Below are 13,752 nucleotides of genomic sequence, written 5' to 3' on the forward strand. Positions count from 1 at the left end.
GCGTGCGGCCCCTGTCCGGTGGTCGGGAGAAGATCAGCGGCGCCGGGCGACCGGTTCCGGGGATCCGGGCTCGTGATCGATCCGCCATCCGGACCGGCCGCTGAGTTGTGTCGCGGGCCCAGTGTCACCGCTGTCCGGGAACCGGAGGGTCGTGGTCCGGTCGATGACGACGTTGTTGCCGATGACGCAGTCGTCACCGAGGTCGATCCCGATGACTCCCGCTCCCACCCCGATGCGGCAGTTGTCGCCGATCCGGACGGGGTGCGGGATGTCGGCGCCGCTCGCGTCGTCGGTGAGGACGGTGGCGGACAGGCCGATGTGGGTCCCCGCCCCGATGACGGTTCCCTCGGACATGAGCCCCTCGATGTGGGCCGGCCCCACGGAACCGGAGTTGTAGGACACGAAGCCCTCCCTGAGCACCCGGGTACCTTCCGCGAGATGCGCCCCCAGGCGCACCCGCTCGGCCTCGGCGATCCGGACACCGGTCGGCACCACGTAATCCACCATCCGGGGGAGGATGTCGATGGCGTAGACGTGGATCAACCCCCGGGACCGGAGGGAGGTGCGCACGAACTCGAAGTTCTTCGGCAGGCACGGCCCCTTGTTCGTCCACACCACCGTGGCGAGGAGTGACTCGAGCCCCTCGAGATTGGTGTCGTGGGGGCGGATCATCCGGTGGCTCAGCAGGTGTAGCCGCAGGTAGACGTCGTGTGCGTCGATCGGGGGTGCGGACAGGTCGGGGATGGTCGTGCGGACCGCCACCTGTTCGACCATCCGGTCCTCGTCCAGTCTGACCAGTGACAGGAGCTTCCGGCTCAGTTTCGCCGCGCCCAACCGGATCGTGCCGGCACCGACCACGGGCCCGGTCGTGAGTTCCGGTTGCGGGTACCAGGTGTCCAGAACCGTGCCGTCCATGGCGATGTTGGCGATACCGACTGCGCTTGCTCCCGAAGTAATCATCGCCCCCAGTTTAGCGGCTCATCCCCGAACATCAGACATGCTGTCTGACAGGATCACCCCGAACGTGTCGTCGGGTTCCCTCTTCACGGTGGGGGAGTGGGCCACGGACGCTAGGGTGGTGGCGTGACCGACATCAGACTGGACCTCACCGCCGACCCCGTCGACCTGACAGCGCAGCTGGTCGACATAGCCAGCCCCTCCCACCACGAGGACGAGATCGCCGACGCCATCGAGGCCGCGCTCAGGGAACTCGCGGAGGGCACCGGAATCGAGGTTCTCCGTCACCGCAACAACGTGCTGGCCCGCACCCACCGCGGGCTGCCGGAACGGGTCATCCTCGCCGGGCACATCGACACCGTCCCGGTGGCCGAGAACGTCCCCTCGACGCGCGGCACGGATGCCGAGGGGCGCGACACCCTCTTCGGTTGCGGAACCGTCGACATGAAGAGCGGCGACGCGGTGTTCCTCAACGCCTTCGCGCGGCTCGCCGAAAGCCCCGATCTCTCCCGTGACCTCACCCTCATCTGCTACGAGTGCGAGGAGATAGCCGCCGAATTCAACGGACTGACGCACCTGGTGAAGGATCATCCGGAGTGGCTCACCGGGGACGTCGCGATTCTCGGGGAACCGTCCGGTTCGGTCATCGAGGCCGGCTGTCAGGGCTCCATCCGGTTGAAGATCACCGCACACGGTGTCCGTGCGCACTCCGCCCGCGCCTGGCTCGGCCTCAACGCCATGCACCTGCTCGCGCCGGTGATCGGCCGCGTCGCGGAGTACGCACCCGACGAGGTCCACATCGACGGCTGCACGTACCGCGAAGGCATCAACATCGTGCGCTGCGAATCCTTCGTCGCCACCAACACGATCCCGGACGAAGCCGAGCTCTACGTCAACTACCGGTTCGCACCGGACAAGACCGCCGACGAGGCGATGGAGCACCTGCACGAGGTACTCGGCGTGCAGGATGACGACCGTTTCACCGTCGTCGCCGATGACATTTCCCCGGGAGCCCTACCGGGGCTCGGTCAGCCCGCTGCGGCGGAACTCGTCGAGGCGACCGGCGGCGGGTTCCGGGCGAAGTTCGGGTGGACCGACGTCGCCCGCTTCGCGGAGCTCGGTATCCCGGCCGTCAATTTCGGCCCCGGGGACCCCTCCTTCTGCCACAAGCGCGATGAACAGTGTCCGGTGCACATGATCACCGACGTCTCCGAGACCCTGCTGGCCTACCTGCGCCACTGATGGCACCGGTCGGTGCAGCGTCGGCACGACCGGGGACGCCGCCGCATGCGTGGGGCACGGGACCCGTTCCGGCGGGAGCCGCTACTCTCATGGTGCAGTACCCCGGCAGGCGACACCCAGACGACAACCGCGAAGGACACCGATGAGCGAGAACACCACGGACCGGAACCGCTACATGCGCGGTCCCGTGCTGGTACGGCACGGCGGAACCCAGGAATCCACCACGGATCAGCGCCTCCTGGACACCCAGAAATCGACCGACTGGCTGCACGAGGATCCCTGGCGGGTGCTGCGTATCCAGAGCGAATTCGTCAACGGATTCGGGGCCCTGGCGGAGATGCCCCCGGCCGTCACCGTCTTCGGCTCCGCCCGGCAGGGGGAGGACACGGAGTACTACGCGCTCGGCAGGGAACTCGGCGAACGCCTCGTGGCGGCCGACTACGCCGTGATCACCGGCGGAGGTCCCGGTCTGATGGAGGCCGGGAACCGGGGTGCGACCGAGGGCGGCGGTTTGAGCGTCGGCCTCGGGATCGAACTCCCCCACGAGGAGCGGCTCAACCCCTACATCGATCTCGGCCTCCACTTCCGGTACTTCTTCGTCCGCAAGACGATGTTCCTCAAGTACAGCCAGGCCTTCGTCTGCCTGCCCGGCGGCTTCGGCACCCTCGACGAGCTCTTCGAGGCGCTCTGTCTCGTGCAGACGGGCAAGATCACCAACTACCCGATCGTTCTGCTCGGCACCTCCTTCTGGTCCGGGCTCGTCGACTGGATCCGGGAGCAGCTGCTGGCAAACGGCATGATCGCCCCCGAGGACACGAAGCTGGTCATGGTGACCGACTCCCCGGAGGAGGCCGTGGCCCACATCTGCGCCGTCCATCGGGGGATGGCCCGGGAAGCCGACGAAAGAGCAGCCCGCGATGCAGCCGCCGACGCCCGGGCCTAGTCCCGCACGTCGGCCGGGGCCCGGGTACGGGGGAGACGACGGTCTGCCCGTAGTGATGGCCATCATCAACCGGACGCCGGACTCCTTCTACGACCGGGGAGCCACCTTCGCGCTCGGGGACGCCCTCGAACGCACCGATGCCGCGGTCGCCGCCGGCGCGGGCATCATCGACATCGGTGGAGTCAAGGCCGGACCCGGGGAATACGTCGGTGAGACCGAGGAGATCGAGCGTGTCGTCCCGCTCATCGCCGCCGCCGTGCAGCGGCACCCCGGGGTGACGGTCTCCGTCGACACCTGGCGCTCCGGTGTCGCGGATGCCGCGATCACCGCGGGTGCACGCCTGGTCAACGACACCTGGGCGGGGCACGACCCGGAGCTCGTCGAGGTGGCCGGTGCCCACCGTGTCGGCTACGTCTGTTCGCACACCGGGGGAGCGACTCCCCGGACCCGGCCGCACCGCGTCCACTACGACGACGTCGTCGCATCGGTGATCGCCGAGACCACCGCCCTGGCGGAGCGCGCGGTGGCGTGCGGAGTCCCCGAGGATCTCATCCTGATTGATCCCACACACGACTTCGGGAAGAACACCTTCCACGGGCTCGAGCTGCTCCGGCGCGTCGATGAGCTGGTCGCGACCGGGTGGCCCGTTCTCATGGCACTGTCCAACAAGGATTTCATCGGGGAGACGGTCGGCCGTCCCCTGGAACGCCGGGTCGCGGGGACCCTCGCGGCCACGGCCTGGGCCGCCGCCCGCGGGGTCGCGGCGTTCCGGGTGCACGAGGTCGGCGACACCGTCGACGTGCTCCGCATGACCGCGGCGATCCGCGGAACCGTCCGCCCGTCCACCCCGATCCGAGGACTCGCGTGAACGCGGGCCCCACACCGCGGGACGTCAGCGTGGTGATCCCCGCGCTCGACGAGGAGAGCACGGTCGCCGGAGTCGTGGCGGCCGTGCTGGCTGACGGGCCGGGCGAGGTCCTCGTCATCGATTCCGGATCCACTGACCGGACCGCGGCGCGCGCCCGCGCGGCGGGTGCACGGGTGCTGGACCGCGAGGAGGCGCTCCCGGGGATTCCGGTGTACCCGGGGAAGGGGGAGGTTCTCTGGCGTGGTGTCGCCGCCGCCCGGGGATCGGTGGTCGTGTTCGTCGACGCGGATCTCACCGATCCCGCACCGGGGATGGTCCACGCGTTGGTCGCACCCTTCAGCGACCCCCGTGTGCAGCTCGTCAAAGGGGATCACCGCCGCCCGCTCGGAGATGATTCCGACGGTGGCGGTCGGGTCACGCGGCTCACCGCCCTACCGTTGCTGCGTGCGCTCAACCCGGAACTCTCCCATGTCCGGCAGCCGTTGACCGGGGAGTACGGGATCCGGCGTGCCACCGCACTCGACGTCCCCTTCGTCATGGGCTGGGGGGTCGAGTCAGCTCTCCTTCTCGATGTCGCGGCCAGGTTCGGCGCCGACGCCGTCACATCCGTCGATCTCGGCGTCCGTCGCCACCGCAACAAGCCCACACGGGAACTCGAGCCTGTCGCCGACGCGGTGGTGGCCACGATTCTGTCGCGCAACGGTGTCCGGATCCCGGGCGGGTGCACCATCCCGGAGCGTCCACCCCTGTCCGCGCTGTACCCCGCAGCCACCGACGGGTAGCCTTGTCGGGGTTGAAGCAAGTGACTGTCACCGCGTCGAGCGGCCTGCCCCCGAGGAGCTATCCCTGTGTTGACCTGGATCATCTACATCTGCATTTTGCTGGCCCTCATCGTCCTTTTCACCGTTGTGTTCGGCCTGTTGTTCGGTCGTGGTGAGACGCTCCCCCCCTTCGAGGAGCAGATTCCTGACGTGGGCACGCACAATGAAGCCGCGGTCCGTGAGGGCCGGGTCGACGACATCCGGTTCCGGACGGTGTTGCGCGGATACCGGATGGATGAGGTGGACCGGGTCATCGCGGCCTACGAAGCGAAGATCGCCCGTCTCCGCGCCCAACTCGATCGGGAGCACGCGTCGGCTGACTGATTCCGTGGCGTACCCGTTGCAGGCAGGCCCCGGTGGGCCGAAAAAAGACTAGGCTGGTATCCGATACTTCTTAAAACACAAGCTTGTGAAGGAGCTGGACGTAATGGCAGCTATGAAGCCCCGGACGGGTAACGGTCCGATGGAAGCGGCTGAAGAGGGACGCAAGATTGTCATGCGCATTCCCACGGACGGTGGTGGACGCCTCGTGGTTGAACTCAACAAGGAGGAGGCGGCCGAACTGGGCGCCCTTCTCGTCGAGGCCGCGGGCTGACGCCGTAGCCCACCCACTCGGACCGTTCCGGCAGACGTCCCGGGCGGTCCCCTTTTTTCTGTCACCGGGTCACGCCGTCTTCGACGGGATCCGGCACCGTACAGGTTCGTTCGCTACCCGGAACGAACATACGGGTATCATGAACCGCGCTGACCGGTCGCTGTGCCCCGGAACGGGGTTGTCGCCGCTGTCGATCAGCGGTTCCATTCACCAACGGTAAGGAGTTTTCCCGACGTGCTCACAGATATCTCCGATGTCCTGGCGGATCCGGTGGATGGAAGTCCTCTGAGCCTCGACAGTGACAACTCCCGACTGGACGGAGGTTCGGGCCGACACTACGGCATCGCGGGCTCCGGATACGCGACACTGACCGTCGACGAGGTCCACGCGGACCGCGCGGACGATGACAGCATGGTCACGGCGCGCGAGACCTTCCTCTCCAGGGGGCACTACGCCCCCTTCGTCGAGGCGGTCACCGGAGCGGTTCAGCTCGCTCTCGACGATGCCGGTGTCGACGATGACGCCCACCCGGTGATCTGCGAGATCGGCGCGGGCACCGGATACTACCTCTCCCACACACTCGACGATGTCGAAGGAGCCCGGGGAGTCGGGATCGATCTCTCCGTACCGGCCGCCGAACGCCTCACCGCATGCCATCCCCGGGTCGGAGCCGTCGTCGCGGACGCCCGGCGGCGGCTGCCGCTGCGCGACTCCTCGGTCGACGTCGTGACGGTCGTGTTCGCTCCCTCGAACCCCGAGGAGTTCGCCCGGGTACTCAAGCCCGGCGGCCAGGTCGTCGTGCTCACCGCGGAGGCGGGACATCTCACGGAGCTCCGTGAACCGCTGGGGATCCTCGACGTCCCGGAGGGGGAGGTGGAACAGGTCGTGGAGCGGTCGGCCGCCTGGTTCGATCCGGTGGGGGAACCGGAGCTCGTCGAGTTCACGATGCGGCTCGATCAGGAGTCGATCGCCACGCAGACCGGAATGAGCCCGTCCGCGCGGCACATCCCGTCTGACCTGCTGGCGGAGCGTGCGGCCAAGCTCCCGGACCACATGAGTCTCACGGCACGGGCCACGGTGACCCGCCTCCGGGTCCGCTGATTCCGGAGGCGATAAGGCGAAGGGCGGGAACCGGTCGGGTCCCGCCCTTCGCCTTCGTGGTCCGGGAACCGTCAGCGATCCACCGCGTCCGGATCGAATCCGTCCCTGACATCACCGAGTCCCGTGGAATCGTGGGGGAGCGGGCCCAGATTCATCGTCCGGAGAACACTCGCCCCACCGTCGGTGCGGACGGTGAAACCGCCGCAACCGTCGGTGAAGTAGACCCGGCTCGCGAGAGCCGCGACACCACCGTCCACGAAGACCTCAACCGTGGAGCCGTCGACGATCACGGTCAGGGAATCGGTGTCCGCCTCCGCGAGGGGCCCGGACGCGACCGGATCACCACGGTGTGAAGCGTTCATGGAGCGATCCAGGGTGACCCTGTCTCCGTGATGGCTCACCGTCACCGCCGGCTCGCCGGAGCCGTCGAGGACATCGATGCTGACTGAACCCTCCCCGGCATCGAGTATGGCGGTGAACATCCGTGCCGCGGTGGTCCCGGGGATGACATCGGGCAGACCGGGAGTGGGTGTCTGGAACAGGCGGCCCCCCTGCAGTGTGACCAGCCTGGGCATGGACAGACAGTTGGCCCAGTTCTCCTCGGCGAGACTCTTGTGCCGGGTCGGGTCATCCTTGCGCCCGACGCCGTTCATCAACCCGAAGACCAGCGCACTGTCGCTGTGCCGCTCGCCCGTACCGGTCCCGATGAAGTTGGTGTTCCGGGGGCGGGTGAAATCGTGGCCGAAGTCCATCCGTGTGAACGGGGTCTGCACGGTGAAACGCGCGCCGGTCAACGCTCCGACGAGGTATCCGGAGATGTCCGGTCCGCCCTCCTGTTCGATCGTGGTCAGCAGGACATCGCGGAGTTCACCGTCGACCTCGTCCCGGAGGCGGAGCAGACGCGGACTGACCATGCAGTGCCCACCGCTAACTCCCGGGTCCCCCTCGAAGCTCATCGGCCCGCGCACCGACCAGGTCCGCAGATCCGTGGAATCGAGAATGACCAACCGCGGCTCATCGACGTTCCCGGTCACGGCCAGCATCAGCCACTTTCCCGGGCCCTCGGCCAGGACGCAGGGGGAACGGAAATTGTGCCACCCGTCGTGGTCGCCCAGCACCCGGCCGATCCTGGACACCGAGGAATCGAGGGCGAGTGCGTCGTCGTCGAGTTCGGCGACGGTCTCGGGGAGTGCGGGAACGGACGCGACGTGCACCTCGGTTCCTTCCGGGGTGACGGAGGTGAAGAAGAGCTCCGCGGCTCCGGAGTCGCCGACCGAGACGACGGAGCCCGCACGTACCTGGATCTCGGCGCCTTCCGGGGCGAGGACATCGTCGCAGATGTCCCAGTCGTAGGGATTCGTGACATCGAGCGCCTGGTGGGCCCAACGGGCCGGGGCTCCCTTGGTCGGCTGGTACTGCAGGAACACGTGCCAGAGATCGGCGTCCCGGATCGCACCGGCCGGTGCGTTGAGGATCCCCTGCTCGGCGGTGACGTGCAGTTCAGGGCGGTGGGTGGTGTAGGTCATCGGTGATCGGACTCCGGAATCGGTGTCAGGGGTGTGTCGGGTGAGCGGCGGCTGGCATTCACATCAGGGAACGGTAGACGTCGACGGTCTGTTCCGCGATGGTCGCCCAGGAGAACTCCTCGACCGCACGGCGGCGGCCGACCTCCCCGATGCGACGGGCACGGTCGCGGTCGGCGACCATCCCGTTCACGGCGGACGCGAGATCCCGCTCGAAGGTCTCCGGATCGTTCTCGTCGTAGTGCACGAGAGTTCCCGTTTCACCGTCCACGACGACCTCGGGGATGCCGCCGACATCGGAGGCGACGACCGCCGTACCGCAGGCCATCGCCTCGAGGTTCACGATGCCGAGCGGCTCGTAGATCGACGGGCAGGCGAACGTGTCGGCGGCGGTGAGGATCTCCTGGATCTTCTCCTTCGGCAGCATCTCCGTCACCCAGAACACCCCGCCGCCCCGCGAGGCGCGGAGTTCATCGACGAGGGCCGTGGTCTCCGCGGCGATCTCCTCGGTGTCGGGGGCTCCGGCGCAGAGGACCAGCTGCACGTCCGGATCGAACATCTTCGCTGCCTTGACCAGGTGGCCGACGCCCTTCTGCCGGGTGATCCGGCCGACGAACGCGACGATCGGCTTGTCCGGGTCGACACCGAGCTCGGCCAGAACGGAGGAACCCCGGGACTCGACGGCGTCGTCGAAGGTCGGACGCGGTTGCCACAGCTCGCAGTCGATGCCGTTCAGCACGACGTGGATCCGCCCGGGATCGATCCTCGGGTAGGCGTCGAGGATCGCGCCCTTCATCTTCTCGCTGACGGCGATGACCGCGTCCGCGTACTCCATGGTGTTCTTCTCGGACCAGCTCGAGACGTCGTAGCCGCCGCCGAGCTGTTCCCTCTTCCACGGGCGGTGCGGTTCCAGGGAGTGGGCCGTCGCGACGTGCGGGATGCCGTACAGGCGGGCCGCCAGGTGCCCACCGAGACCGGCGTACCAGGTGTGTGAATGGACCACATCGACGCCCGTCGCGGCATCCGCCATGCGCAGGCCCGTCGACAGGGTGCGGATGGCCGGGTTCGCGTCAGCCAGGGCGGGGTCGACGCCGTGGGCCCACGTGTTCGGTTCATCCCGCTCGGCTCCCATGCAGTGCACGTCGACCTCGACGAGTTTGCGCATGTAACGCGTCAACTCGGTCACGTGCACGCCGGCACCGCCGTAGATCTCCGGGGGATATTCCTTGGTCATCATTCCTACTCGCATGTCACCGACGATAGCCGCGCCCGACCCGGCCTGCAGGAACGGTGACCCGGGGGAGGGGAGGATCCGGCGGGTCCGTCCGCCGGGGTGGGCCACAAACACCGGATACCGTGGTTCTTTGCGTCGGCCGCCACTCCGGCCGGGGGGTGTACCGGATCTGCGGGGGCGCTCGGTCGGTGTCTCGCGACGGCGTCCGTCCCGGTCGCTGCCCGGCGGGGTGTCGACAGCGCGGAACCATGCCCGGAGACCGGTGTGACGTAGAGCATGTCGGCACATCTGCGGCCGTGGCCACGGGTTTCGCGTTTTCGCTGGGGCCAATTCCGGGGAACACCCACCGGACGTGACCGATGTCTTATACAGTGGTTTCTGTGAGGAGCCAACCACATGTCCTAGCCATCGTCCTCGCCGGCGGTGAGGGTAAGCGTCTGTCCCCCCTGACGGAGGACCGAGCCAAACCCGCTGTGCCCTTCGGAGGCACCTACCGGCTGATCGACTTCGTTCTGTCCAACCTGGTGAACGCCGGGTACATGAAGGTCTGCGTGCTGACGCAGTACAAGTCCCACTCCCTCGACCGGCACATCTCCCAGTCGTGGCAGTTGGCCGGACTCGCCGGTCAGTACATCACCCCCGTGCCCGCCCAGCAACGCCTGGGTAAGCGGTGGTTCACCGGATCCGCGGACGCGATCCTCCAGTCGCTGAACCTCATCTACGACGAGGACCCCGAGTACGTCATCGTGTTCGGCGCGGACCACGTCTACCGCATGGATCCCCGCCAGATGGTTGAGGAACACATCGCGTCCGGCGCGTCGGTCTCCGTCGCAGGTATCCGCGTCCCCCGGTCCGAGGCGACCGCGTTCGGTTGCATCCAGTCGAACGATGACGGTCAGATCACCGAGTTCCTGGAGAAGCCCTCCGATCCGCCCGCGACACCGGACGACCCCGACATGACCTTCGCGTCGATGGGCAACTACGTCTTCACGACCGAGGCTCTCGTCGAGGCGCTGAAGGCGGACGCCGAGAACGAGGATTCGGACCATGACATGGGCGGGGACATCATCCCCTACTTCGTGAACAGGAACGAGGCCCACGTCTACGACTTCTCGTCGAACCAGGTTCCCGGAGCCACCGACAGGGACCGCGGATACTGGCGCGATGTCGGTACCATCGACGCCTTCTACGAGGCGCACATGGACCTGATCTCCGTGCACCCGGTGTTCAACCTCTACAACCGGCGTTGGCCGATCCACAACACCGACACCGGCAACTATCCCCCCGCCAAGTTCGTGCAGGGCGGCATCGCCCAGTCCTCCATGGTCGCCTCGGGATCCATCATCTCCGGCGGAACGGTCCGGAACTCGGTGCTCTCCGCCAACGTGGTCATCGAGGAGGGTGCCACCGTCGAAGGCTCCGTGCTCATGCCGGGTGTGCGGGTCGGGAAGAACGCTGTGGTCCGGCACGCCATCCTGGACAAGAACGTGGTGATCTCCGAAGGGGAGTTCATCGGTGTCGACCACGAGCGGGACGCGGGGCGGTTCACCGTGAGTGCCGGCGGCGTAGTCTGCATCGGTAAGAACGTCGTGGTCTAGCCTGCTGGACAGGTTGCACTGACTGCCGCGCTTGTCGCGGTGACACCGGCAAGCGAGGCAACAACGACATGGAGCGCGTTCACGGTCTGACCGTGGGCGCGCTTCCGTGCTTCTCCGGTACGGTCAGAGCGTGGAGGCGGGCCGCTTCGTCAGGATCGTCATTCCCGCGCCCAGCGGAAGCCTAGTCACCAGGGCGTCCTCCATCTGGAGGACGTGCTGGTCGGCCTCCCGTGCGGCGACGGTGTCCCGGTCGCGGCGGGTGTCGTCCGTGAGGGTTCCGTCGAGGAGGCAGTCCGCGAGGATGAGGACTCCGTTGTCGCTGAGCAGGGGCCACGCCGCGTTGATGAACGCCTTGAGGTCGGTCGGGCGCATGTCCCCGTAGACGAGTTGGTAGGAGCCCTGGGCGAGCCGACCCATCACCTCGAGGGGGCGGGACGGGAGGAACCGGAACCTGCCGTGGCGGTAGCCGGCTGCGGTGAAGGTCGCCCGGGCCTGTTTCTGGTGCTCCGCCTCGGGGTCGATGCAGGTGAGGTGACCTCGCCCGCCGAGACCTTCCAGGAGGTAGAGGCCCACCACGCCGGCGGCCGGTGTGACGGCGATGGCACTGGCCGAGTCATCGGTCACCGCCCCCGCCGCGAGCGTGGAGAGGAGGGAGCCGGTGATCTCGTCCGGGACGGTGAGCCCGAACTCGCCTGCGTCGCTTCTGGCTTCGACGAGTTCGGGAGGGGTCTCGGTGGTTCCGGCGATGTAGGAACAGAGGGTTCTGAAGGCGGTGTCACTCACGGGATCAAGTGTATGGCCGGGTCCGACCGAAACGGGGGCAACCCGCCGGTTGTGGTGGCTGTGACGTGAGTGACCGCCTGGGGGTGTGTGCGGGGGTGGCCGTGGGGCGTTCACGTGGCGTTACGGAACTGACGCACGAAAATCAGGGTGATTTAAGGAGTCGCTTGGTTGTAGGATACGTCCCTGATGGACAATCAAAGCATGATGCCCGATCCCTCCGGAACCACCGGTCCCGCTGACGTCCAGGCCGCCACCGACGGTGACGAGGTGGCTGCCGTGGAGCTCCGTGGCACCGCGGCGTTCGACGCCGGGGCCGCGGAGATGCCGACCTGGGCGGAGCTCGTTGAGGAACACGCGGACAGCGTCTACCGGCTCGCCTACCGCCTGTCCGGCAACCAGCATGATGCCGAGGATCTCACCCAGGAGACCTTCATGCGGGTGTTCCGTTCACTCAGGAACTACCAGCCCGGGACCTTCGAGGGCTGGCTCCACCGCATCACCACCAACCTCTTCCTCGACATGGTCCGGCACCGCAGTCGTATCCGGATGGAGGCGCTCCCGGAGGACTACGACCGCGTACCCGGAAACGAGATGACCCCCGAGCAGGCGTACAGCTTCGCCAACCTGGATCCGGTGCTCCAGAACGCCCTCGACGCCCTCAGCCCCGACTTCCGTGTCGCCGTCGTCCTCTGTGACGTCCTCGGCATGACCTACGACGAGATCGCGGACACGCTGGGGGTCAAGATGGGCACGGTCCGGTCACGCATCCACCGCGGACGGAGTCAGCTGCGGAAGAGTCTGGAGGACGCCGCTCGCACCGACTCCGACGCACAGCTCCTCATCCCCGCGGGGGCGGGAAGCTGATCGTCTTCCCGGTGGGCGGCTGCGCCAGCGGACCCCCGGACGGCCGAACCGCGTATTCTTGGCGTCAGAAGCAACGGAGATCCGGGACGGTGATCCGGCTCCGGACGGTGAAGTGCAGGGAGGCGGTTCTGTATGACCGAACAGCAGCCCGATGACGGGCGGACGCCCGGCGGGGATGAGTCCCGGCGGGTCCGGAAACCCCGCGAGTTCGCCTCCGTCGAGCACCTGAGCCCCGAGGCGGTGGCCGCCTTCGTGGACGGTGAGCTGACACCGGGCGCGGCACACCGGGCGAGGGTGCACATGGTGCACTGCGTGGAGTGCCGGAATGACGTGGATCATCAGCGTCGTGCCGCGGAGAGACTCCGCACCTGCGGCGAGAACGACGACATCCGTGTCCCCAGTTCCCTCATGGAACGGTTGACCTCGATCGCCCAGTCCTGTCCGGCCGGACCCGGGATCGAGGACACGGTGTGTTCGCCGCCGGAGACGCTCCTCGACAAGGTCGACATCCTCTACCGGGCGGTGCGACGCTCCCGGAGTCGGTGACCGCCGACGGCGGTGAGCTTGTCCGGTAATCCCCTTCAGCTAGTATGAAAGGGTGTTCACCAATGTCGGTTGGTCCGAGATATTCGTCCTCTTCGTCGTCGGTCTCGTGGTGATCGGCCCCGAACGTCTGCCGAGGGTCATCGAGGACGTCCGTGCCGCGATCCTCGCAGCCCGGACCGCCATCGACAACGCCAAGCGCTCGATGAATGAGGAGTTCGGCCCCGAGTTCGAGGACATCTCCCTTCCCCTCGGGGAAATCGCCGCCATGCAGCGGATGGGCCCGCGTGCCGTACTCACCAAGACTCTCTTCGACGGCGACGACAGCCTCCTCGACGTCTTCGACCCGAAGAAGATCATGTCCGGCGACACCGCGGGACGGGCACACAGGCAGCGGGCCGCGGAACAGGGCACCACCGTCAGGCAGGCCGCCGAAGAGACCGTCCGAGTCGATCGGCCGTCAGACGGAGGCGCGTACACCCCCCGGTCCGCCGACCAGTCGGTGCCTGACCCGTCCGGTGGCGCCGACTGGTCGGACGTCACCTAGGGCGGTGTCCGGCACCGGCCGGACACCGCCCGGACGCAGCACAGTCCCCCGGATGTCACCTGGCTCCCGGGGGACTGTTCTGCGTCCCCGTCACGCCGTTCACCGCGTTTTGTCCGCGACCCCCAGATTCAGG

The 13,752-nt window shown here is 67.5% G+C and carries 15 protein-coding genes; 11 read left to right on the forward strand and 4 right to left on the reverse strand.

What is annotated here, in order from left to right:
• Window positions 1-33 precede the first annotated feature (33 nt).
• Window positions 34-960 (reverse strand): DapH/DapD/GlmU-related protein, encoded by a 927-nt coding sequence (locus KRX55_RS06270; protein WP_218406909.1) that lies wholly within the window; start codon window positions 958-960, stop codon window positions 34-36.
• 132 nt (window positions 961-1,092) lie between these two features.
• Between KRX55_RS06270 and dapE the strand changes: the two genes are divergently transcribed.
• The 7 genes from dapE (at window position 1,093) to KRX55_RS06305 (ending at window position 6,527) form a co-directional block, all read left to right on the forward strand.
• Complete coding sequence (dapE, locus tag KRX55_RS06275) at window positions 1,093-2,199, forward strand: succinyl-diaminopimelate desuccinylase (protein WP_218406937.1); 1,107 nt, start codon at window positions 1,093-1,095, stop codon at window positions 2,197-2,199.
• A 142-nt stretch (window positions 2,200-2,341) separates the two neighbouring features.
• Complete coding sequence (locus KRX55_RS06280) at window positions 2,342-3,142, forward strand: TIGR00730 family Rossman fold protein (RefSeq protein WP_218406910.1); 801 nt, start codon at window positions 2,342-2,344, stop codon at window positions 3,140-3,142.
• A 55-nt stretch (window positions 3,143-3,197) separates the two neighbouring features.
• Complete coding sequence (gene folP / locus KRX55_RS06285) at window positions 3,198-4,010, forward strand: dihydropteroate synthase (RefSeq protein ID WP_255567600.1); 813 nt, start codon at window positions 3,198-3,200, stop codon at window positions 4,008-4,010.
• Entirely contained in the window at window positions 4,007-4,792 is a 786-nt protein-coding gene (locus tag KRX55_RS06290) for a glucosyl-3-phosphoglycerate synthase (RefSeq protein WP_218406912.1), read from the forward strand. Before folP ends, KRX55_RS06290 begins: the two co-directional genes overlap by 4 nt.
• 66 nt (window positions 4,793-4,858) lie before the next feature.
• Entirely contained in the window at window positions 4,859-5,155 is a 297-nt protein-coding gene (locus tag KRX55_RS06295; protein WP_218406913.1) for a DivIVA domain-containing protein, read from the forward strand.
• Window positions 5,156-5,258: 103 nt separating this feature from the next.
• Complete coding sequence (locus tag KRX55_RS06300) at window positions 5,259-5,426, forward strand: DUF3117 domain-containing protein (protein ID WP_198735586.1); 168 nt, start codon at window positions 5,259-5,261, stop codon at window positions 5,424-5,426.
• A gap of 234 nt (window positions 5,427-5,660) precedes the next feature.
• A complete protein-coding gene (locus tag KRX55_RS06305) occupies window positions 5,661-6,527 on the forward strand; it encodes a methyltransferase domain-containing protein (RefSeq protein ID WP_218406914.1) in 867 nt (288 codons plus the stop codon).
• A 71-nt stretch (window positions 6,528-6,598) separates the two neighbouring features.
• Here the strand turns inward: KRX55_RS06305 and KRX55_RS06310 are convergent, their stop codons facing one another.
• Window positions 6,599-8,053 carry a GH32 C-terminal domain-containing protein gene (locus KRX55_RS06310; RefSeq protein WP_218406915.1) on the reverse strand — a complete coding sequence of 485 codons (1,455 nt, stop codon included), beginning with the start codon at window positions 8,051-8,053 and terminating at the stop codon, window positions 6,599-6,601.
• Between the two features lie 58 nt (window positions 8,054-8,111).
• The gene (glgA, locus tag KRX55_RS06315) at window positions 8,112-9,299 is read right to left on the reverse strand and encodes a glycogen synthase (protein WP_218406916.1); all 1,188 of its coding nucleotides are present in this window, start codon (window positions 9,297-9,299) and stop codon (window positions 8,112-8,114) included.
• Between the two features lie 344 nt (window positions 9,300-9,643).
• Here glgA and glgC point away from each other — a divergent pair, with 344 nt between their 5' ends.
• Window positions 9,644-10,882, forward strand: a complete 1,239-nt coding sequence (gene glgC / locus KRX55_RS06320; RefSeq protein WP_218406917.1) for a glucose-1-phosphate adenylyltransferase — start codon at window positions 9,644-9,646, stop codon at window positions 10,880-10,882.
• A gap of 123 nt (window positions 10,883-11,005) precedes the next feature.
• Here glgC and KRX55_RS06325 read toward each other — a convergent pair whose 3' ends face one another.
• Complete coding sequence (locus KRX55_RS06325) at window positions 11,006-11,665, reverse strand: O-methyltransferase (protein WP_218406918.1); 660 nt, start codon at window positions 11,663-11,665, stop codon at window positions 11,006-11,008.
• Between the two features lie 186 nt (window positions 11,666-11,851).
• On the opposite strand from KRX55_RS06325, the gene sigE reads away from it, so the two are divergent.
• The 3 genes from sigE to tatB all read left to right on the forward strand — a co-directional run bounded on the left by sigE (window position 11,852) and on the right by tatB (window position 13,619).
• Entirely contained in the window at window positions 11,852-12,529 is a 678-nt protein-coding gene (gene sigE / locus KRX55_RS06330; protein ID WP_255567603.1) for an RNA polymerase sigma factor SigE, read from the forward strand.
• 132 nt (window positions 12,530-12,661) lie between these two features.
• Window positions 12,662-13,075, forward strand: a complete 414-nt coding sequence (locus KRX55_RS06335) for an anti-sigma factor family protein (protein WP_218406919.1) — start codon at window positions 12,662-12,664, stop codon at window positions 13,073-13,075.
• Window positions 13,076-13,127: 52 nt separating this feature from the next.
• A complete protein-coding gene (tatB, locus tag KRX55_RS06340; protein ID WP_218406920.1) occupies window positions 13,128-13,619 on the forward strand; it encodes a Sec-independent protein translocase subunit TatB in 492 nt (163 codons plus the stop codon).
• Window positions 13,620-13,752 lie beyond the last annotated feature (133 nt).

Origin of the sequence: Corynebacterium sp. TAE3-ERU16 (genome assembly GCF_019209935.1) — a bacterium.
In the GTDB taxonomy this organism is placed as follows: Bacteria; Actinomycetota; Actinomycetes; order Mycobacteriales; family Mycobacteriaceae; genus Corynebacterium; species Corynebacterium antarcticum.